The following is a 22158-nucleotide window of genomic DNA, read 5'->3' on the forward strand; positions in this document are numbered from 1 at the left end:
TTGAAACCGAACATAGGCAAACGGCTGTTTCAATATGCCATGACAGCCAAATATACATTTATCGTTGCGCTGATTGCTCTCGCCGTCGGCGTAGCGGCTGAGCTGGCAGGTCCCTTCATCGCCAAGCAGATGATCGACGGACACATGCTGGCCATTGAAAAGCCTTATTACCAAACGAATGATCCGGCGGGTGCCGCCAGATACAACAACGAGCTTTTTAAACGTGGAGACCGCTATGCGGACGGGGAAACACGCGGCCGCGAGATACGTATTCTGCAGGCAGGAACGTCGTTTTATTTCGTGGACGCTCCCGTGGCTGAGCCGGATGGCGAACGCCGGTATCAAGACGGCCTGCTGACGATTACACGCGGCGGCGAAACCGCCTCTTATCCCGCACAGCCGTTAAGCTCGGATGAGCTGTACGGGTTTTACAAACCCGAACTGCCCGGTATAACACAACTGATCGGCTGGTATTTTGTCTTTCTGTTCATTTCGATCATTGCGGAATTCGGCAAAACCTACTGGCTGCAATCGTCAGCCAATCGTGTAATTCAGCGGCTGCGGCTCGATCTTTATGCCCAGATTCAACGACTGCCGGTTTATTTTTTCGATAATTTACCTGCAGGCAAGGTCGTCTCCCGGGTAACGAATGACACGGAGGCGGTAAAGGATCTGTTTGTCGCTGTATTGTCCAATTTCTGTTCAGGCATTGTAACCATTACCGGGGTTTATGTCGCCTTGTTCCTGCTGGATGTCCGGCTTGGGCTGATCTGTCTTTTCCTGGTCCCTGTCCTGATCCTGTGGATCATTTTGTACCGCAAGGTGGCGACCCGCTATAATACGATCATCCGTTCACGTCTGAGCGAGATTAACGCTATTATCAACGAGTCGATCCAGGGCATGTCCATCATTCGTATTTTCCGCCGTCAGAAGAAGACGCTGCAGGAATTTGAAGACCTGAACGATGACTATATGAAGCATCAGAATAAAATGCTGAACCTGAATGCACTGACCTCACACAACCTGGTCAATGTGCTGAGAAACCTGTCCTTTGCCGTGGTGCTCTGGTATTTCGGCGCAGGCTCCATAACCGGCTCCACCGCCATTTCGCTTGGTGTGCTGTATGCGTTTGTCGATGTGCTGAGCAGGCTCTTTCAGCCGGTCACCGGCATGGTCAACCAGCTTGCGGCGCTGGATACGTCCATCGTATCCGCCGGACGTGTCTTTGAATTGATGGATGAAACCGGCGAGCCGGTTACGGACGGTGAAATGCCCCGCTATAATGGCAATGTTGAATTTAAGAACGTATCTTTTGCATACAAGAAGGATTTGGTGCTGAAGGACATCTCCTTCTCTGCCAAGCAGGGGCAGACTGTTGCGCTCGTCGGCCATACCGGTTCCGGCAAAAGCTCGATTATTAACCTGCTGTTCCGCTTCTATGATCCACAGCAGGGAACGATTACGATTGACGGCAAGAATGTGAGAGAGCTTCCGAAGCAGTGGATCCGCCGCCATATGGGCATCGTGCTGCAGGACCCGTATCTCTTTACAGGCACAATCGCGAGTAATGTCAGTCTGGGGGACAGCCGGATTTCACGGGAGCAGGTTGAAAAGGCTTTGCGCGACGTTGGGGCTGAACGGCTGCTTTCCCATCTTCCGCAAGGATTTGATGAGCCGGTCATCGAGAAAGGCAGTACATTGTCCGCCGGACAACGACAGCTTATTTCCTTTGCCCGCGCCCTGGCGTTTGATCCGGCCATCCTCATTTTGGATGAAGCGACCGCCAACATCGATACCGAAACCGAGGCCTTGATTCAGTCTGCGCTGGAGGTGCTTAAGAAAGGACGCACCACCTTCATTATTGCCCACCGTCTCTCCACGATTCGCAGCGCCGATCAGATTCTGGTCCTGCACCGTGGACAGATCGTAGAAAAAGGCAATCACGAGCAGCTCATGCAGCAACGCGGACGTTACTACCAAATGTATCAGCTTCAGCAAGGCTCAGCAGCCAGTGTTGAGCAGACGGAAAGCGCCGACAAGGAGCTTCAGGTGACAGCAGGAGCCGCAGGCAGCGGTGGAAAACTGTCCCTGCCAGGGAATCAGGCCTAGCTTCAGCAAAAAAAAGGTCAAGAACAATGGGAGAGTCTCCCTTGTCCTTGACCTTTTATGCTCGTATCTCGTATAAAAAAGAACTATTTATGGCTGCAGATGAACAGAGGATGTATCCGCGCTGCTGTCCGCAGGCTTGATGCTGACCTTCTCATACTTGCTGTCCAGTTCAACGCTTGTTGTCGTATCCGTAATCACCTGGATGTTCATTTCCCCAGGAGCCGGGCTAAGCAGCTTGTAGTAAATGACAGCTTCTGTATCACTTACATAATCTACGCGGTCTACAGCAATGCCATAACCCGGATTAGGTGCTTCATTACGTGTCAAGGTCACTTTGTTCTTCGTGCTGCTGACCGGTTCGATGGACATGGTCACTTGATCCTGTCCGCTCTCCGGTTGCTCTGGCTGCGGTTGCGGCTCTGTCGGCTGAGTTTCTTGCATTTTTCCCACATATTCAACGGCATTATACACCATTTCCGCCGCCTCAATACGTGTGATTCCCCGGTCAGGATAGAAATTCTGCTTCTCATCCAGACTGGCGATTTTCGTCAGCAGCAGAAACTGAACGGCATCAAGCGAATCCGCATCAATGTCCTTATCATCAGCGGTTTCGATATACATCTTGATTACAGGGTATTCCCCTGTTGTCTGGATCGCCGCATAGAGCATGTCCGCGAATTGCTCTCTTGTCATTGCCGAAGCAGGGTTCATATCTCCAGAAACCGGCAGCCCGTTCTGAGCAGCGATTTGGAAGGCTTGCGCATACCATGCATCAGCGGGAATGTTGCCGTAAGACGCTTCCGACACATCCGGTTTTGCCTCCAAGCCCATAGCTTTTACCGCCAGTTGTACTCCTTCCGCGACCTTCAGCGTGCGTGAAGGGACAAACGTATCCTTTGTCACTCCGTTCACGATGCCTTTGGATTTGAGAGCTTCCACCACCTGCTGTTGTGTACCGGACAAGTCATTAAAGGCAAAAGCAGAAGAAGCCGCTGCGAGCGAGCAAACCACTGCAATAAAGCTGATTACTTTCTTTTTATGATTTTTCATAACTGCACCTCCAAATTTACTGAACTTCTGTACTCCAGACGACCTGTGATGTGAAAATGTTTCACTGTATGCAAAAAAACATTTTTTTGCATGAGCCGTCTTACATCTAAATGAGGAGCATGAAGATCCGTTCATGGTGGATGCGTGACCCAACTGACGCAACATGTTTGTTTTTGCATCTGTTGTTATTCTAAAAAAAGAATGACAGCAGTCTGTTATACTTCCTCGTAAAGCTTGAGTGTATTTTGAAGCTGTTTTTTTAAGATGCCTCGCAGTGCAGGTGGTTCGAGCACTTCGGCGCCGCTGCCAAAGCTCAGAAGAATGGACCAAAGCCAACGTGCTTCCAGTGGCTTATACACAGGAATTCGCATCATCATACTTCCATCACCATGAAATTGCTTATCAACCTGATGAAACTGATCCATCGCTTCGGCCAAGGCCTCAGGCCCCACCCGAACCACTACTTCCTGCACTGGATCTTGCCATGCCCTGTTTACAAAACCAGCCTCTTGCGGTGCCTCGGGATGTGGCTGAAAGACTTCCTGCAGCAGGTGCAAATTCATCATCCGGGATAGTCGAAACACGCGATACTCCCGCCGGGTTTGGCAATAACCATAGACGTACCAAATGCCATATTTAAAATACAGCCTCACTGGTTCCATATCACGGGTTGTACGTTCATTCTTTCCATTGATGTAATCAAAACGAACGACATTTCGCTCCGTAATGGCCGTGCGCAAACGAGGAAGCGCGTCGGGATCTGCACGGCGGGTTTCCAGGTCCACCGCCAGACTAGGAGTCTGATGCTCCGTTCCAATCGTTTGCAATCGTTCGATGGTTCCTTGCGCACGCTCGTCTTCAAACACGGTGGAGAGGCTGCTGAGCACGGTAATCAGGGAATTGACATCATACGAACCGAGCAGGCTTTTATCCATTTTGTATCCGTCCATCATGCCATATCCGCCATTAGTTCCCTGATACGATACGACTGGAAAGCCAGCGGCACAGATCACGTCGATATCCCGATAGATGGTTCTTGGGGAAACTTGAAACTCTTCAGCCAGCATGGAGGCAGACAAAACTTCGTGATTCAGCAGCTTGTAGATTATGGAGATCAATCGCTCCAATTTCATGTGTATCCCCGCCCGTTCGTCCATTTCGCATTACTGCTCATTAGTATATCATAGATTTTTTCTTATTCATCTTGGGGTTGGCCTTCCTCTTTCTTACATCTGATGAGGAGCATGAAGACCCAGTAGGTGCAGCGAGCGTGCCAGAAGCTCCGCCGTCAGTTCGGTCAGCCGCAGCCGCCACGGACCGCCGTTTTCAATCCTTTCATGATGATAAAAACGGTTAAAGGATTGGGCCGTATCCAGTGCAAAACGCGCCATAACCGACGGCTCAAGCCGTTTAACTGAGCGTTCAAGAGCCTCCGGGTATCGGCTGAGCTGCTGGAGCAGCGACCATCCAGCGTCTCCGAGCAAGCCCGTGTTCAAATCAGCTACGGTGACTGCCTCATGATTCTTCAGCTTGTTTAGTGCACTGTTTATCCGGGCATGTGTGTATTGAACATAGGGTCCCGTCTCTCCGTCAAACCGCAGCACATCCTCGAGTGAAAAATCCACCTCGTTGATGCGGTTATTTTTCAAATCGCCAAAAATGACTGCTCCAATGCCAACCTGCTCGGCGACCGTTTGTTTGTCAGGCAGGTCGGGGTTCTTCTCTTGCATAACGGACATGGCCCGGGACACCGCTTCATCCAGCACTTCATTGAGCATCACGACCTTCCCCCGCCGGGTGGACATCTTTTTCCCTTCAAACCGCATCAGCCCGAAAGGAATATGCTCGCATTGCGTCGCCCAATCGGCCCCCATTTTGTCCAGGACTGCGAACACCTGCCGAAAATGCAGCTTCTGCTCAGCCCCCACGACATACAGCAGACGCTCGGCCCTCATTTTCTCCCGGCGGTAAATCGCGGTTGCCAGGTCCCGTGTCGGGTAGATGGTCGTACCGTCCGTTTTCAAGATCAGGCAAGGCGGCAGATCCTGCTCATCCAGCCTTACCACCATCGCCCCTTCACTCTCCTCCAGCAGACCTTGGTTACGCAGTTCTTCGACGACCGGCTTCATTTTATCGTTATAAAAGCTTTCGCCCAGCACATGGTCGAAGGTAACACCCAATCGCTTATACATCCGGTCGAATTCCTGCAGGCTAATGTCCACGAAATAACGCCACAACCGCTGGGCCTCGGGATCCCCCTCTTCCAGTCTGCGGAACCAGTCGCGCGCTTCTGTCTCAAGGGAAGCATCCTGCTCCATTTCATCGTGGAAGCGCACATATAATTTCAGCGATTCGCCGATCGGGTCCCTGGCCAACGTCTCGTCGTTTCCCCAGCGCTTGTAGGCCGTAATTTGCTTGCCAAATTGTGTGCCCCAATCGCCCAGATGATTGACACTTACCGTCTCATAACCCGCTTCGGCCAGCAGGCGGTATAAGGCAGCGCCAATCACGGTGGAACGCAGATGGCCGATTCCAAACGGCTTGGCGATGTTAGGTGAAGACATATCAATCACCACCCGCTGGCCCTGTCCCAGGTCCAGCCTTCCAAAGTCGGCTGCTCCTATCTTCTCCAGTAGAACCGACGCAAATACGGCAGGATCGAGCTTCAAATTCACATACGGTCCGGCTGCTTCCGCACAAATCCCCTGTTCTTGGCCGAGAGTCTCAGCAAGGCTGGCAGCTATATTTTGCGGGGATATGCGGCGTGCTTTAGCAAGCACAAAACACGGCAGAGCGGCATCTCCCCACTCGGGATTCGGGGGCTGTTCCAGCAATTGCAGCAGTTCATTTTCAGATAAACCGGTAGGTCCGCTCAGCACTTGGGCAGCAATGTTCATGATCATGGGCGCACACTTCCTTTTCTATTAATGAAAGAAAACAAAAAAAGCCCTCGCCTCATAAAGAGACGAAAGCTTCACTTCCGCGGTACCACTCTTCGTGAAGAACCTTAACCCTGGCTCTTCCCCTCGCAACTGATAACGGCAGTCGGCCGGACAAGGTCTGCCTACGGTCTCCCGCACTGGACCTGCCGTCTCCAGGGTGCGTTTCACCGTATGCCTCATGCCGACTCCCACCATCCCGGCTCGCTGTTATGAGATTGTACGGCTACTCTCCCGTTCACGGACTTTAAATTTACATTATTATACTTATTTTGTGTTTGCAGCACAAGCTGTATTTTCTGCGTCCCATACGGGGAGTAACGTCATGTCGAAGTACTCGTTCATCACATTCCTGGATTTTCAATCCATACTCCCGCACGGAGAGTAACAAATTAAACATCTCCATGTACGCCAAATGCGGGAACAAGATCGGATTATTGATCAACACCAGCAACTCATTAGCCAAACGTAAGACCTAAAATACAAGATAAAAGGCAGCTTGAGTCGTAAAGGAGGAGCCACTCTTCCATCCGTCATAATTTTTGATTAAAAGACCTGAACATTAAGAACACGAAATAAGGTGCCCCAATCAATGCTATTAACATGCCGGATGGTAACTCAACTGGAGCGAGCACCGTTCGCCCAATCGTATCCGTCAAGACTAATAACAAAGCCCCGAACAAACTGGACAGAATAATGGACTTCCGCGTATTATGCCCTACGATCACTCGCACCGCATGCGGCACAATCAGGCCAAGGAAACCGACCGTTCCGACCACTGCTACAGCCCCGGCCGCCAGCAGCACGCCAACCACCATAGAAGCCAGCCTCGTGTTACGAACCGACAACCCCATCCCGGTAGCACTCTCATCGCTAAACGCAAGCAGATCAAATCTGCGGCCCAGATACCAGGCGATGGGCAGCAATATGATTAAAAATAAAGAGATTAGCTTGAAATGCTCCCATGTGCGGGCATACGTAGAACCAGTTAACCATATGTAACCTGAACTGCCCCATAATGAACCCCGGATAATCAAAGCTTGAATGCCTGCAGATCCAAAAGCAGATACCGCAATTCCAAGCAAAATCAGCACAGAAGGATTCAGCCCTTTATGCCAAGCGAAAATGAAGACAATCGCTGCAGCGGCCAATCCCCCCGCTATAGCAGCTACAGGCATGAAGCTAATAGGCACTTGCGGCCAAGCAATTAAAATGAGCATAGCTCCGAAGCCTGCCCCCGAGGTGATGCCAATAATCGATGTATCAGCCAGTGGATTTCGTACTGCAGCTTGGATAAGCACTCCGCTTACAGCCAAAGCTATCCCTGCTCCGGCAGCCACGAACGTCCGAGGCAATCGTAAATTCAAGAGCACAGAGTAAGAAGACGCATCATCTGCTCCAAAGAGGCCGCGGAACAATTGTCCGAGCGGAATCGTTGTGCCTCCCATTGTCATGCTGACTAAAATCAAACCAACGACAAGAACGGATGATAGAGCAACCAGAGGTGGGAAACCTATCTTTATCGGCCTTGCACCTGCCCCTAGTGAATGCTGCCCTCCGGAACCGCTTACCCCTTTCATCTTCTTTAACACAAGCCATACTAAACATGGGGCTCCGATCAGTGCCATTACCGCTCCAATGGGCATCTCCCCGACGCTGCTTTTGACAACCCGGGATAATACATCCGCTGTTGTAATTAAAACCGCTCCCCACAAAGCCGAGCCTGGAAGCAGCCAGCTATGTTTCCGAAATCCGACCAATCGAATCAGATGCGGAGCAACCAAGCCAACGAAACCAATCGGTCCGACCACACTTACAACAACAGCGGCAACAAGCACTGCCAAGGCAAGACCTATAAATCTCGTCAGATCCACCTTATGGCCTAACGAACGCGCTGTCGCTTCATCCAAATCAAGTACATCAAAGAATCTGCCAAACACGGATGCCACAAGCAAAATACCTACCACCCATGGCCATACATAATAAACGCCATCCATATCCATCTGCACTAAACTGCCCGCGCCCCACAAGAACAAATTCTGTGTTTCCGTCGCTTTGAAAATATGTATGGCTCTCGTAACCGACTCAATGACCAATGAAACAATCATGCCTGCCAGGACTAGACGGATCGGAGTCGCTTTTCTGCCCCCACCGAGAACATAGGCGATAGAAGCAGCTAACATTCCCCCTGCCGCCGCAAACAGAAGAGGTGAAGTGGAAAGGATGGAAGGAAAAAATGCCGTTCCCAGCACAACTACAAAATAAGCTCCGGAATTAATACCAAGCGTATCTGTAGAGGCAAGCGGGTTCTTTGTAACCGTCTGCAGCAGCGTTCCTGCAACAGCAAGCCCTGCTCCGGTCAAAAAACCAAGTATCGTTCTAGGGATTCGCAAATCCCAGATCATGTTGTGACTAGGCACATCTTGCCGATTGAGCAGCGCATCAACGACAGACTTGACAGAAATTTCTGCTTCTCCAAAGCATAAACTAACAAAAAACAGAATAAAAAGGGCGGCGATGCCGCCCCCAAATACGCCGATGATTTTCCATGCGATGTGGTCGTGAAATGGTTTGTTCTCATTCATTATTGTGCACCGTTATTTCGTCAAAGAATCAACAACACGTTCTACAAGTACTTTGGATGAAAGCGGTCCGCCAAAAGTCCAGGTGCTGCCATCGATCTGATAAGTGCGCTTCTCTTTTACGAAATTCAGCCCGTTCCAAACAGAGTTATCTTTGACCGGTTCACCGAACACATTGTCATCGTCTTGCACGATATAAATAAAATTCGAGTCTGTTACTGAAGGCAGTGCCTCAATCGTTGAATCCGTAAATCCGTATTTCTCGAATTTTTCCGATTTCCAATCGTTTTTAAGTCCAATTCGATCCAATGTTTGAGACACCGTAGATGTATCGGTAAACAAACGTACAGTTGCGGCCTCCTGACTGCTGAATGCTTGGGCAATGACATAATTCAAGTCTGCTTTGCCTGCAGCGGCAAGCTTTTCCTTAGCTTCGGCATAATACTGATCAAGATCTGCCCACACCTTTTCTGCTTCAGCAGTCTTACCTACAGCAAGTGCGGTTTTGTTAAAGATATTTTCCATTTCGGTATAGGCATCGCCCTCATTCGGATAAGGATCAAATTCAATCGTTGGAGCGATCGCATTTAACTGGTCATAAATCGCAGCATTATTGTCCGTATTCGAAATAATTAAATCAGGCTTTAAAGCCGCAATCGTCTCCAAATTGGGCTCCCAGCGCAATCCAACATCTTGAACATCAGAAGCTAAGGCCGCCTCCGAAGTGACCCATTTTGTGTATTCTACATTATCGGCATTTCCGACAGGCTGCACACCTAACGCAATAAGGTTCTCTGCAAAAATCCATTCCAACACAACGACACGTTGGGCCGGTTTTTCCAATACCGTCTCGCCTTTGTTATGTTTAATTGTAATAGGCCCTGTCGAAGCAGCATCACCAGACGTTTCTGCATTTGCAGATGATGTTGTATTATTTGTATCCTTCGCTGTGTTCGTATTTCCGGCACTTGAATTGCCACATGCGGCCATAACTAGCATGACTACTAGAGTGAGCATCACTACGCTAAAACGTTTTTTCATCTCTGTCATTTCCCCCAATTTCATTAAGTAACTATCATCTGTTTTCTTTATGGCGTTACAATGACTGTTGCCCGAACCACGACTCACCTACCTGCTGATAATGATTATCATTTCTCTTTATATTAATTGATAATGATTGTCAAAATCAACTAAAATCTTTCACTCATAGAGTGATCTATTTATTTGTAAGCAAGGACCTCATTCAAGCAACTGAAGATAAAAAGAGCCCTCACCTCATACAAAAGGCGAAGGCTGCGCTCTACAGTACCACTCATCATGAAGAATTCTTACCCTAGCTCTCACTAATGGACTCATCACTGGATCTGAATATCGCCCAAAGCTGCCCGTACTTTGATAACGTCCGTCGTCTCTTGCGGGGACTCGGGCGCCTTGATGTGTCCGGATGTGGTCTTCAGGTCAAAGAATCCTTTGAACTCCGGATCAGGCGACACAATCACGTCACCAGTACGGACGGAGATATCCAGGCTGTCCGAACGCTGCCCCGTCAAAGTAATGTTGCCAGAGGTCGATTTAAATACACCATTTCCGGTAAACCGGTCAAACTTGATATTGCCCGAATGCAGTGAGGTATCGGACGAGCCGTCGACGTCCACGGCGGTAATACTGCCGGAAGTCGATTGCACCTTCAGGGCTCCCTTCAGCCCGTCCACATTGATATCGCCGGAGTGCAGCTGAATTTCCGTATCCCCCTGGATCCGCTCCGCCGTAATATCCCCGGATTTTGAGGTCAAGCTCAACCGTCCGGCGGTGATCGCTTCCGCACGCAGAGTGCCGGAAGAAACGGACAAGTCGATCTTTTCCGCCTTCAAGCCGGTAAAACTGGTCTTGCCGGAGCCCGATTTATAGCTAATCTGCTGCAGTCGGGCGTCATCCGCCAGCGCTACAATCATCCGCAGCTTGATGGACTTGTAGTTGGGGGCGACTAATTTCACATCCCTCTGCAGTTGCAGCTCCAGCTCATTGCCTGTGATCTCTGTAGCTTTCAACTGATCGATCGTGTTTTGCTGCATATTGCCGCTGACTTCCACGTAGTTAGTGCCGTCGGGGCTGGCGATGAACTCCATGTCCACGTCATACTCGCTGTCGATGACGAGCGTACTCAGCTTGTCCTGCGCAAACGTCCATTTCTGCTCGTGCGCGGGCAACTTGTCGACAAGATCGAGCGGCTGACAAGCCGTTCCGGCGAAGCTCAAGACGATCAGCGCGATTCCTAGGAAATACCACTTTTTATTGTTCATGATTAATTCTCTCCTCAATGTTCGGATGTCCGAGCACAGGCAGACGGCGCTTAGCCGAAGCAGACCCGTAAACAAATTCATTAAGTCTGTTTGCCATATTCGTAATATTACGAATGTCATGTTTGCTCCGAATATGTCTCTATATAACTTTCTAAGAGCTACCGTCTAGCAACGCGTTCCAGCGCAATCGCGTTGCACGCTCCATACTGGCCGCGGCGGCGCAGAGCCCAAGTGTGATGTTAAGCCAGATCGGCAGAGTAATAGGCGAAGTGAAGGTCCCGAAGCGCTGAGCTATCGGGGGCATCTGAGAGACCGGTTCGATGACCTGAGGGATGGCAAGAACGATAGGGATGATGAGCATGATCAGCGACAAAAATCCGATCCAGCGGCTCAACGCCGGGTGCTCGCGGTCAAGACGAGCGCGCCGTCCTTCGGCGGAACGCTCGTCCGGGATGAGCTGCTGCATGCTTCCCTCGACGGTAACATAGTCGCAACGCTTAAGACCGAAAACTGAGCCCTCTACGATAATCATTCCTCCCGGCACGGGGAAGGCCGCGGGGAGTTTGGACTCGGCGTGATGTCTGCCATCGAGATACAGGTGGGCTTTGCCCTTACCGTCGTCCGTCTGAAGCTGTTGCCAATACGGGACGTCAACGGCGAAGACCGCTTGTCGGTCATCATCGTTTGTCAACGGGAGGTAAAACAGGGCACGGTTGAGCGGTTGCCACCATCGGAAAGACTTTAGTGAACGCCCGTTCCCTGCCTTGACTCGTTGCGCAGCTTTGCGCCACTTACGGTTCTTGATCATTTTAGGCTCCTTTTCAACTGAAAGATTTTGAAGAACAGTGATAAAAGCAACGTTGCCCCGTCAAAGGTAATGTTGCCGGAGCCCAATTTATAGCTGACCTGCTGCAGCCGAGCCGTCATCCGCCAGCAAAATGCCCGAACCGACGCTCACGACGGCCGCAAAACTTTGGTTAACTGCAGCTACTCCCGACGTTGTGTTCACAACGCCGTTCGTTTTTTTATTTAAGCATTTTTAAAATGCTCTTTATTAATTTTTCACTGTAATCTTCAAGACTTAACTCATTTTGAGGTAATGACATCGACCCTGCTGTAGCACCCCGAATGACAATTGCAATCACTTGAGGATCGAAGTCATTAAATTCTTTAGATTCTTGTCCTTTGTAAAGAATCTCTTTCAACAAAACATTTAATTCATCTTCCTCATGAATTTCTGCCCGATAATAAGGGACGTTGTCTGGTGTGCGACCATTAAAAATAATTTCAAGTAACGCATTGTTATATCCACGGTTTGTACCCTGGTATGCCAAACTTGCTTCTATAAAAGTCATTAATTTCTCCATATACGTTTGTTTCTGTTCTACTTTTCCCTTAATAAAGGCTCGCTCTTGCTCAACCAAATACATCAAAGTATTTCTCATCAAATCTTCCTTACCAGAGAAATGATAAGATATAAGTCCTGTACTTATATTTGCTTTATTTGCTATTTTGGAAAGACTTGTGCTGTTATATCCAATTTCCGTCAAAACCTCTATAGCAGCTTTAATGATTTGCTCTCTCCGTGCATCAGCTATCAAAGATTGTTTGTTTTCCATTTATTTATCTCCCTTTATATTGTTTGATTGTTCATTTTTTATTTTGGTCAATCAATCAATTTTTATTCTAAATACTTTTCTATGTCCTGTCAATGTTCTGTAAGGAGATCTACTGTTGAACAGAAGTCAAAGGGCGGTCTGCGTAATCAAAATCAAAAAAACGGACCAGGCAGAGGACTCATCCTTGCCGATCCGTTTATTTTCCCATCCACTTCTGCTTCTTCATCAGATTATATGGGCAAACGAAAGCCAGCCGACCTATAAACTTACTTTTTGTAATCATAGAAGCAGGAAGCTCCAGAATCCCCGGTTATGTTTAATTGCCCAAATCCCCTTTCCAGCTCGTGCATCCGCTGGACACTCAAGAAGCAGCCCTCTTCACTGGATAAGTTCCTCCCGCATGTTCTTCTGCTGCTGCCGGTATCGTAGACTGACCTGAATGTTACGGTTTCCGGCCGCTTTTGATGCGTTCGTAATCCTTCTGGGCGAACACATTCAAATCGGTTTGCACGATCACATGCTGCACACCATGCTTTTTTACAACATCCCGAAATGCATCTGTCCGCTTATTGGACAGCATATTTAGCTCCAGATTTCCGCATATATGCGCAATTTTCCGGCAGCCCTTATGAATAAGCAGCTCCGTGGCCAGCTCACCACCCCGGTAATTGTCCGAGGATATGTAGGGGATACCCGGGTCAATCTGCCTGTCAAACGTCACAATTGGCAAGCTCAGATGACGGTACTCATCCACTTCCAGCGTATGGCTGCCCATAATGATGCCGTCGACCCGGTTGCGCTTCAGCATGTCGATATATACTTTTTCCTTAACGGGGTCCATATGCGAATTACACAGCAAAACCTTGCAATCCTGCTGATAGGCATAATATTCCATCTCATTGGCAAGTTCACTGAAGAACGGATGCGCGACATTCGGAATAATCAGGCCGATAATATTGAACTGCTTGCGGAGCAGGGAACGTGCGATTTCATTCGGTTGATAATTAAGCTCATCCATTGCGTCGAACACTTTTTTGCGGGTCGCTTCGCTGATATATCCCCGGTTGTTCATAACACGAGATACGGTCGTGACGGATACCCCCGCTTTTAAAGCCACATCGTGAATTGTCGCCATATTAACCTCTTTCACACAAAATAAAATACATACAAAACTATACCTCTCCCCTCAGCTTATACAACCTTACTTAACCGGAAGGCTTCTGGAGTGCATCCTTGCAGAAAATAAAGATTCTAAAGCACATCATGACTTGGGAGCGCTTGGCTTTTTATTAAAGCCTGGAGAACGAATATTTATATGACAATAGGTGACATATTTGAGGTCTACTATAGGAGATAGATCAACGAAAGGAGCAACAGATGATGAAACCTCTAGCGGGAAAAGTAGCTTTGGTGGCAGGTGCAACACGCGGTGCAGGTCGAGGAATCGCCATCGAATTGGGAGCAGCCGGTGCCACGGTATATGTGACAGGACGCACGACTCGAACACAGCGCTCCGAATATAATCGCCCGGAAACGATTGAAGAAACGGCTGAATTGGTCACCCATGCAGGCGGCCGAGGCATAGCGGTTCAAGTGGACCACCTGGAGCCTGATCAGGTTCAGGCTCTAATAGCGCAAATTGAAGATGAACAAGGTAAACTGGACATCCTGGTTAACGATGTGTGGGGAGCCGAATATTTGACACAATGGAACGTGCCTGTGTGGGAACACTCTCTTGATCGCGGGCTGCGCATGCTTCGGCTTGCGATGGATACGCATATTATTACAAGTCACTTTGCCCTGCCCCTGTTAATCCGCAACAAAAATGGGCTGGTCGTTGAAATCACGGACGGCACGGCAGAATACAACGATCATAATTACCGCTTATCTTTTTTCTACGATCTGGCCAAGGCATCTGTCATTCGTATGGCCCGGGCTTTAGCCCATGAGCTTGCGCCATTTAGCTGCACTGCCGTAGCATTGACCCCGGGTTGGATGCGTTCTGAAATTATGCTGGATCACTTTGGAGTTACAGAGGAAAACTGGCGTGATGCGGCGGCGAAAGAACCTCATTTTATCATCTCGGAAACACCCCGTTATGTAGGACGTGCCGTGGCCGCACTAGCCGCAGATCCGGAAGTGGCACGCTGGAACGGTCATTCGGTTTCAAGTGGTCAGCTCGCACAGGTGTATGATTTTTATGATCTGGATGGCTCACAGCCAGACTGCTGGCGCTATCTTGTAGAAGTGCAAGATGCAGGAAAACCAGCGAATACTGCGGGTTACCGCTAAGTTCTGTATGAATACTAATGGCGGCCTGATGGCCGCCACTTTTCACCTGCAAGAAGTGGAAGAGAACTTTTTGGGGGAAGTGATGCTTGGAGCCTTTCATTCATTTCACTCGTTTGGGATTTCGATTTTGATTTCGTAAGGGGTAACATCCGAACACCACATCGTCCGGACGGTTCCTTGTGTTTCAGCCATACTCCCGTGTAGGGAAGTAACGCTATCGAAACGTTATCGATCCGATTTATCTGATGGGCTACGAGGCGTTTCAATCCATACTCCCGCAGGGGGAGTAACAGCGGGCGTTTTCAGCCCTTGTCACGTAAGGGCTCGCGGGTCTAAAAGTGCGAACCCTTAAATCAGGTATCATTTTAAGGCAGGCCATTTTTCAAAAAAAACGTGAAAAGCCGCGTGAAATCTGGTGGTGCGAATCTCCCAGGGATTTCATGTGCGCTTGGGGTTCGCACTCACGGCTGTACAGCTCAAGTTGCCTTTCTATTTCGAGTCCTGATCAAACTCAGATTCTAATGGCTCAGATTGAAAATGGACGAAAAAGGTTGGACAACGGCACGGCACCCCTTTTTACTTCACATCATGACCATGCTTTGCCGGATCAGCAGCGGTTAAGGTGTAAACGGGACTGCATATAGCTCATGCTCCATAAGCTTGGAAACGCTACGTAAGGAGTATTTACATGCCCAATGTAGCACGCCATAAGCTGCAGCGTCCAATTGAATTTTGCAATAAAACCAACAATCGGCGGTACTATTACAAGATCAATTGATATAAAACGCGTCGAGATCCTCCAATCCCTCCTGCTGTATCATCTTTAATATTATTGAATTAAATTCCTTTACTGGTACAAAATAAGACTCCACTACTTCCCTAGTTATGTTAACCGTAGGTTTATAGTCAGCATCCTGCCTGTCATCCATCAGACGATTATACATCTTAGCTAAATCAGAGCTAATCAAACCTTGCTTAAAAAGCTCCCTGCCTACCCACGCCCTAACTTGAGTGTGCTTATTTTCCGGGACATCTCTATGTATCATTAAAGCTGAGACGGACTGGAAGGCAGAATAATAAAGGGAAGCTACGGCTGCCGGATAATCTTCATTCTCAAAAGAATACACAGCAGCTGAATACTTCCCTTTAGCTCTTTTTAGGAACGACTTGACTGCATCACCTTTAAAAGACAACCTGAACACCATCCTTCAAAATATTACTTTTAAAAGTAGGTAATACCTTCCCGGAATCCCAGTCATCTTTGTTAAAATACGTTACGCTGATAGGTGGCTCGTAGTACGGATTCACATCAAAAAGCATATCCGACAAATAGTGTCTATTCTCAGGTCGATCCTCCAATTCTGTCAAAACCAGCAAGTCTATGTCACTTTCCGATTCAAAGTCCCCCCGAGCTTTTGATCCAAAAAGGATGACCTGTCTTACTTTAAAAGGGACTTCGATTTTGTGTAATACTTCTGCCAAAGCTAGTTTCTCTTTCTCCACAAGGAAATTCAGGTTAGATATCTCTGAACTGCGCATAAACCTCACACCACCTTAACATGCTCCCGTGTAGGGAGTAACCCTTAGTACATTCGATCTTGACCATGTTAGTCGTAATCTTTCAACCCATACTCCCGCAAGGGGAGTAACAGCAGCCGTTTCGGCCCTTGTCCCGTAAAGGCTCGTGGGCCTAAAAGTGCGAACCCCTAAATCAGGTATCATTTAAAGCAGGCCATTTTTCAAAAAAACTGTGAAAAGCAGCATGAAATCTGGTGGTGCGAATCTCCCAGGGATTTCATGTGCGCTTGGGGTGCACTCACGGCTGCCTATAGCCCGAGTTGCCTTCCACCACCCTATAGTAGCATAAGTTCATCCTGAAAATAAGCAGCAGCAAACGTATATTTCCCTCTTTCAAACCCGCCCCAGGGCCCTAATGATAACGGCGTTCTCTGTTGGCAGGCATATGTCCGCAATTATGCGACCGCCATAAAACGACAGGCTTCGGCGCAGCGGCGGCATGCTTCAACACACTGCTGGCAGTGGTCGTGCTTATGCTTGCTGCACTCGGTGGCGCACGCTTCGCAGATCCGGGCACACAGGTTACAAATTTCCGCCGCAAATTCCGTTCCCCGTCCAAGTGCTTGCGCTGTGTAGGAGCAGATCTCCGCGCATTCCCGGTCCAAACGGATGCATTCCCGCAGTGTTTCCAAATCATATTCCTTCAAATTGGCGACATAACATACATTGCACGCATTCATGCATTCAAGGCATGCTTCGATACATTTCTGAATGGAATTACTCATGCTTTGGTACCTCCTGCTGGTTATTGACCTTGTTTTTTCTTACCCGTTCGGGCAGTCAATTAATCAGTGCAAATACAGGCGTACACTCGGCCTGGACCTACCACAGCTCAGCTTGCGGACGAGTGAACCAAGGCCAACAATTTCCGTTTGATTTCTTCCTTATCAAAATGCTCACCAATGAACACGGCTACATCCTGCACCTCGCCCTGTGGATCGATTTTCATAAAATCCGATTCCCTGTAAGCATACTGAAACAAAAATCTGCCGCTCGTATCACTAAACGCCAGAATGCCTTTGGCCCGATAAATATCACGGGGCAGCTCCTGCAGCAGCTTTTCAAATTCCACACTGTTCACTGGCCCATCAAAATAATGGGTGTACGCCATCACATGCGAATGTGAATGATGCAGCTCATGGGCTGCATGTTCCTGGTTGCCATTGCAGCCACAGAACTGCCCGTGGTCATGGCCGCAGGATTTGGTATCGCTGCCAGGGTGCGGCATGCCCTCCCCAACGCTTTCCTGCTCTTTCCGTTCAAAACCGGCGATACCCATGTCCAACAAAGTCTCTATAGGAACATCACATTGGACAGTCTGCAGCACGGGGGCATAAGCGTTCCATTTACGCAGCAGTTCGTTCAGCTTGTCGCGGGCTTCCTCATCGACCCGGTCTGTTTTATTCAAAATCAAAAGCGACGCACACCGGATTTGCTCCTGCATCAGCCGATACGTTCTGCCCCGCTGCTCCTGGTACAAATCATACAAATGAGCCGCATCCACTACGGTAATCAACTGCCGCAGTTCAAGCCGCGCATACAGCGAGGTCTCGGACACACCGTCCAAAATATCCATCGGATTGGCCGCGCCGGTTGCTTCGATGATGATCACGTCGGGAGCCTCCTTCTGTACCAGCTCCACCAGTTGCAGACTAAGATCCCCCCGGATGGAACAGCAAATGCAGCCTCCGAGCAACTCCGCTGTCGGGATCTGGTCGTCAACCAATTGGCCGTCCAGATTCACATCCCCCAGCTCATTCATCACAACTGCAGGACGTTTGCCCTGGGCACGAAAAGCAGCAAGCATGTTTTGCAGCAATGTCGTTTTGCCGCTTCCCAAAAAGCCTGATAATATGTAGACGGGTACTGCCTGTTCCATAACAACCTCCTGTGAAGCTACATCTGTGTTATTGAGTCTTCATGTAAGTAGTCAACAACTCATGACTCAAGTCACGAACTTGTCTCTGCCTACTTCGTAGACAGTGCTTGCGCTTCGCACAAGCCTTTTAGACTTATTCCTAACCGGTAGTGCGAACGCACCTTGTCGTGCTCCTACCTTAGCGTGTTGGAACATCAGGACGGTCGACCTCGCCCCTACAACAAGAGCTATACTCCTGCTGTACCTGTACCGATGTACTCGATTCCTTTGCGGTACAGATTCATAGCTCCAATTCGGTCATCGTTAGAGCGATAGTGACAGGCTTGGCATTCAAAGGTGTGCATTTTTTTGTTTCGATTCGCTCGTTCAATATGTCCGCATTTCGGGCAGGTTTGGGAAGTATATTTAGGATCTACTGCGATGACGCCCTGTCCGTTCAGTTGAGCCTTGTACTCCAACATCTCACGGAATTGATGAAATGCCCAGGAAACCGACACATACCGATGGCGAACACATACTTTTTCCGTGGCGGAACGAACACCTTTTAAATTTTCGATCACAAACAGCGTGCCTTTCGGATACGTTTCAACGAGTGCCTTGGTTACTTGATGGTTGACATCGGTAACATAACGGTTTTCTCTTGAACCAATTTCCTTGAGTCGTTTGCGAGCGGAGGGGGTTTGTCTCATCTGAAGTTGTTTACGTAAGACTTTATACTGGCCTCGTTTGTGTTTCACGGTTCGTCCAGGATAAAACGTCGTCTGGCTTTGAGTGTCGTAGGTGGTGGCGAGAAAGTTGATTCCCAGGTCAATGCCAACAATATGGTTGACCTTTGTAAGATCCAATTCAGGGAACTCTTTGGTCATGGAAATATGCAAGAACCATTTCCTGTGTTTATACACGAGTTTGGCCGTGCCCCACTTCCATGTGCCATCAAAGAAGTGCTGCATGCCTCGCTTTTTGTAACGAAGCTTCACTCGTCCGTCCAGTGTATTTACGCTAAACCGATCATCGTTCAAAGAGTAATCTCGATTCCATACCAGATCATACTCAGGGCGTTTGAATTGGACCAAGCTCCAATCGTGTCCGTTAGATCGGGCAGATGTATAGCGGGCGATGACGGTTTTAATCACCGATTGCGCCATTTGGCTTTTCAAACCAAAACGACTTCGCAGCTCTCGATAATACAAGTCATGGAGTGTGCGATAACGTAATTCTTTGGTTTGAAAGACAATAACTGAAAGATAATTACATGCTTCACGATAGGTTTGGATGGTCTTGGTGAGCATTTCTGTATGCTCATGCGGGACATTAATTTGGATTTTTGCTGTAATGGTAGACATTCGATTCACCTCTTCTCACTGCATTAAATATACCATAGGATTCAGTGGGAAATGGTTAAATCTTCATGGCGGAAGGAGAAAGCATGGAACTTTCGGCTTTCGAGCTACCGAAGGAAGCCCTTATGCCGAGCGCAATTTGTCACACGACTAAAGTCGCGTGTGTCCATGCGCGGTTATGAAACGAGTGTACTATAACTGGAAGCAAGGAACAAGCGACTCTTCAGCTCTGCTACAAATTGATAGGAGTCACGGCAGCTTCTTGATTTATCAGCGTTTTATGTAATTTAAAAATTTACAAGGAGGCATGTTCATGGGTTCAACCGTCGAGGAACACCGCCGTGAAGCACCACGCGAGGTGGCATGCATGGTTATTACCGTATCGGATACCCGAACGGAAGCTACGGATACAGGAGGACAGCTCCTGAAGCAGCTATTGCAGGATAACGGATACACCGTAGCAAGGCACGTCATTGTCAAGGATGATTACGAAGGAATCCGCCAATTGGTCTTTGAAGCGGCTGCCTCCAGGGAAGTAGAAGCGGTGCTGCTGACGGGCGGAACAGGAATCTCACCACGGGATACAACCTACGAGGCCGTTGCTTCGCTGCTGCATAAGGAGCTGCCGGGCTTCGGAGAGATTTTTCGCTATTTAAGCTTCACAGAAGATATCGGTTCGGCAGCGATTTTGAGCAGGGCGATTGCAGGCACGGTTGGACGCACAGCCGTCTTCTCTATGCCGGGATCACCTAAGGCCATCAAGCTGGCGATGGAACGCATTATTATACCGGAGCTTCGTCATGTCATGCGGGAAATCTATAAAACATAGCTCTTTGCAAAACCGGACGCTGTTGGACAAACTTACAGCGTTCGTCTTTTCGTTCCCTTATGTAATATTTCATTACATATTTAAGCGTGGATCTGCATAAAATACAAACTTTAATTTATGATTTTTCACAAATGTTAAGATTACTACTCCAGAAAAGCTCACTTCTCCTTTTATCATTGCTATAATTCAAGCAACCGATAGGAGAGTGAAGGATGGAGAGCAACATAAGTTTAAGCGGCGGAAGTAAAATAGTTTCACTGGGATTGCAGCACGTGCTGGCCATGTATGCCGGGGCGATTCTGGTACCACTACTAGTCGGGCGTGCCCTAAATCTGACAGGAGCGCAGTTGTCCTATCTCGTCGCCATTGACCTGCTCACCTGCGGCATCGCCACCCTACTGCAGGTGTGGAAGAACAAGTACCTGGGCATTGGCCTGCCAGTCATGCTGGGCAGCTCATTCGTCGCAATCACCCCCATGATCGGCATTGGCAGTCAATACGGGCTGAACGCCATCTATGGTGCGATCATCGCGGCAGGCCTGTTTGTACTCGTGTTCGCAGCCTTCTTCGGGAAAATCATCAGGCTGTTTCCGCCCGTTGTGACCGGGACGGTCGTAACCGTGATCGGTCTGTCGCTGATTCCGACCGGGATCAGAAACATGGCGGGAGGCGCAGCTAACCCCGACTTTGGCAGCCTACCCAACTTTCTGCTGTCCTTCGGTGTGCTGGCGCTTATTCTCGTGATCAACCGTTTCCTAGCCGGATTCATGCGCTCCCTTGCCGTGTTGATTGGTATCATCACAGGCACGACTGTGGCAGCGTTGATGGGCAAGGTCAGCTTCGCACCGGTCGCGGAGGCTTCCTGGTTCCATTTGCCGCAATTTTTCGCATTCGGCCTGCCTGAATTCAGGATCGCCCCTATTCTTACCATGATCATCGTCTGTGTCGTTATTATTGTGGAGTCGACAGGCGTTTTTCTGGCACTGGGCAAAGTATGCGATCAGAAGCTGTCTCCTCATGATTTGACGCGCGGCTACCGTTCCGAGGGGACTGCTATCGTGCTGGGCGGATTATTCAATGCTTTCCCATATAATACATTCGCTCAAAATGTCGGACTGGTTGAGCTGTCACGGGTTAAAACTCGTAACGTAATTGCGGTTGCGGCCTGCATTCTTATTGTACTCGGGCTTGTTCCTAAAATAGCGGCGCTAGCGACAATTATTCCCCTTGCCGTGCTGGGCGGAGCTACGGTAGTGCTGTTCGGCATGGTTGTAGCTTCCGGTATCCGGATGATGACCGAGGTCGATTTCAAGGACCAGCGCAACCTGATGATCGTTGCCTGTTCCATTTCCTTAGGAGTCGGCGCCACGGTCGTACCCGAGCTGTTCTCAGGACTCCCGTCATCACTGCGTATTATTGTGAGTGACGGCACGATCACAGGCAGTCTCTCCGCTATACTCCTCAACCTGTTTTTCCATGTGTCGCCCCGTTTCAGAAGCGTTGATAATAGTACCGTTTCCAGCGCCAAGCCGGAAGAGATGGCCGTTCCGGCCGGGGAACAGGTGTAGCTGACTCAGCTATATGTGAAAAGAAATCAGCGGCAGCTATGGACAAGAAAATATTTGTCCGGCTGCCGCGCTT

At 49.0% G+C, this 22158-nt stretch carries 17 protein-coding genes, 1 pseudogene and 1 other annotated feature; of the genes and pseudogenes, 4 read left to right on the forward strand and 14 right to left on the reverse strand.

Going from position 1 to position 22158, the window contains the following annotated elements:
- Complete coding sequence (locus OIN60_RS11720; protein ID WP_305755047.1) at positions 1 to 2109, forward strand: ABC transporter ATP-binding protein; 2109 nt, start codon at positions 1 to 3, stop codon at positions 2107 to 2109.
- 87 nt (positions 2110 to 2196) lie between these two features.
- On the opposite strand, the gene OIN60_RS11725 is transcribed toward OIN60_RS11720, so the two are convergent.
- The 9 genes and pseudogenes from OIN60_RS11725 to OIN60_RS11765 form a co-directional block, all read right to left on the reverse strand.
- On the reverse strand, positions 2197 to 3159 hold the full coding sequence (locus tag OIN60_RS11725; RefSeq protein ID WP_305755048.1) for a protease complex subunit PrcB family protein: 963 nt from the start codon (positions 3157 to 3159) through the stop codon (positions 2197 to 2199).
- Between the two features lie 215 nt (positions 3160 to 3374).
- The gene (locus tag OIN60_RS11730; protein ID WP_305755049.1) at positions 3375 to 4292 is read right to left on the reverse strand and encodes a helix-turn-helix transcriptional regulator; all 918 of its coding nucleotides are present in this window, start codon (positions 4290 to 4292) and stop codon (positions 3375 to 3377) included.
- 93 nt (positions 4293 to 4385) lie between these two features.
- Positions 4386 to 6062: an arginine--tRNA ligase gene (argS, locus tag OIN60_RS11735; RefSeq protein ID WP_305755050.1), complete on the reverse strand. Its 1677-nt coding sequence runs from the start codon at positions 6060 to 6062 to the stop codon at positions 4386 to 4388.
- A gap of 55 nt (positions 6063 to 6117) precedes the next feature.
- Positions 6118 to 6349: a binding site (T-box leader), on the reverse strand.
- 282 nt (positions 6350 to 6631) lie between these two features.
- The gene (locus OIN60_RS11740; protein ID WP_305755051.1) at positions 6632 to 8683 is read right to left on the reverse strand and encodes an iron ABC transporter permease; all 2052 of its coding nucleotides are present in this window, start codon (positions 8681 to 8683) and stop codon (positions 6632 to 6634) included.
- Between the two features lie 12 nt (positions 8684 to 8695).
- Positions 8696 to 9721, reverse strand: a complete 1026-nt coding sequence (locus OIN60_RS11745; protein WP_305755052.1) for an ABC transporter substrate-binding protein — start codon at positions 9719 to 9721, stop codon at positions 8696 to 8698.
- 314 nt (positions 9722 to 10035) lie between these two features.
- The gene (locus OIN60_RS11750) at positions 10036 to 10980 is read right to left on the reverse strand and encodes a DUF4097 family beta strand repeat-containing protein (RefSeq protein WP_305755053.1); all 945 of its coding nucleotides are present in this window, start codon (positions 10978 to 10980) and stop codon (positions 10036 to 10038) included.
- 151 nt (positions 10981 to 11131) lie between these two features.
- Entirely contained in the window at positions 11132 to 11788 is a 657-nt protein-coding gene (locus tag OIN60_RS11755) for a hypothetical protein (protein WP_305755054.1), read from the reverse strand.
- Between the two features lie 217 nt (positions 11789 to 12005).
- Positions 12006 to 12599: a TetR/AcrR family transcriptional regulator gene (locus OIN60_RS11760; RefSeq protein ID WP_305755055.1), complete on the reverse strand. Its 594-nt coding sequence runs from the start codon at positions 12597 to 12599 to the stop codon at positions 12006 to 12008.
- A 457-nt stretch (positions 12600 to 13056) separates the two neighbouring features.
- Positions 13057 to 13734: pseudogene (locus OIN60_RS11765) on the reverse strand (LacI family DNA-binding transcriptional regulator); the annotation flags it as partial.
- Between the two features lie 245 nt (positions 13735 to 13979).
- Between OIN60_RS11765 and OIN60_RS11770 the strand changes: the two are divergent.
- Positions 13980 to 14891 (forward strand): SDR family oxidoreductase, encoded by a 912-nt coding sequence (locus OIN60_RS11770; protein WP_305755531.1) that lies wholly within the window; start codon positions 13980 to 13982, stop codon positions 14889 to 14891.
- A gap of 770 nt (positions 14892 to 15661) precedes the next feature.
- Here the strand turns inward: OIN60_RS11770 and OIN60_RS11775 are convergent.
- From OIN60_RS11775 to OIN60_RS11795, 5 genes are all read right to left on the reverse strand, one after another.
- Positions 15662 to 16084, reverse strand: coding sequence for a HEPN domain-containing protein (locus OIN60_RS11775; RefSeq protein ID WP_305755056.1), 423 nt, complete (start codon positions 16082 to 16084; stop codon positions 15662 to 15664).
- Positions 16074 to 16430 carry a nucleotidyltransferase domain-containing protein gene (locus tag OIN60_RS11780; RefSeq protein WP_305755057.1) on the reverse strand — a complete coding sequence of 119 codons (357 nt, stop codon included), beginning with the start codon at positions 16428 to 16430 and terminating at the stop codon, positions 16074 to 16076. The genes OIN60_RS11775 and OIN60_RS11780 overlap by 11 nt, the downstream gene beginning before the upstream one ends.
- Before the next feature lie 434 nt (positions 16431 to 16864).
- Positions 16865 to 17194 (reverse strand): four-helix bundle copper-binding protein, encoded by a 330-nt coding sequence (locus OIN60_RS11785; protein WP_305755058.1) that lies wholly within the window; start codon positions 17192 to 17194, stop codon positions 16865 to 16867.
- A gap of 107 nt (positions 17195 to 17301) precedes the next feature.
- Positions 17302 to 18348, reverse strand: a complete 1047-nt coding sequence (locus OIN60_RS11790; RefSeq protein WP_305755059.1) for a CobW family GTP-binding protein — start codon at positions 18346 to 18348, stop codon at positions 17302 to 17304.
- A 227-nt stretch (positions 18349 to 18575) separates the two neighbouring features.
- Positions 18576 to 19691 carry an RNA-guided endonuclease InsQ/TnpB family protein gene (locus tag OIN60_RS11795; protein WP_305755060.1) on the reverse strand — a complete coding sequence of 372 codons (1116 nt, stop codon included), beginning with the start codon at positions 19689 to 19691 and terminating at the stop codon, positions 18576 to 18578.
- Between the two features lie 310 nt (positions 19692 to 20001).
- Between OIN60_RS11795 and OIN60_RS11800 the strand changes: the two genes are divergently transcribed.
- A complete protein-coding gene (locus tag OIN60_RS11800; protein ID WP_305755061.1) occupies positions 20002 to 20517 on the forward strand; it encodes a MogA/MoaB family molybdenum cofactor biosynthesis protein in 516 nt (171 codons plus the stop codon).
- Between the two features lie 212 nt (positions 20518 to 20729).
- Positions 20730 to 22085, forward strand: coding sequence for a nucleobase:cation symporter-2 family protein (locus OIN60_RS11805; protein ID WP_305755062.1), 1356 nt, complete (start codon positions 20730 to 20732; stop codon positions 22083 to 22085).
- The last annotated feature ends 73 nt before the right edge of the window (positions 22086 to 22158 follow it).

The sequence above is a fragment of the Paenibacillus zeirhizosphaerae genome (assembly GCF_030705605.1).
In the GTDB taxonomy this organism is placed as follows: Bacteria; Bacillota; Bacilli; order Paenibacillales; family Paenibacillaceae; genus Paenibacillus; species Paenibacillus zeirhizosphaerae.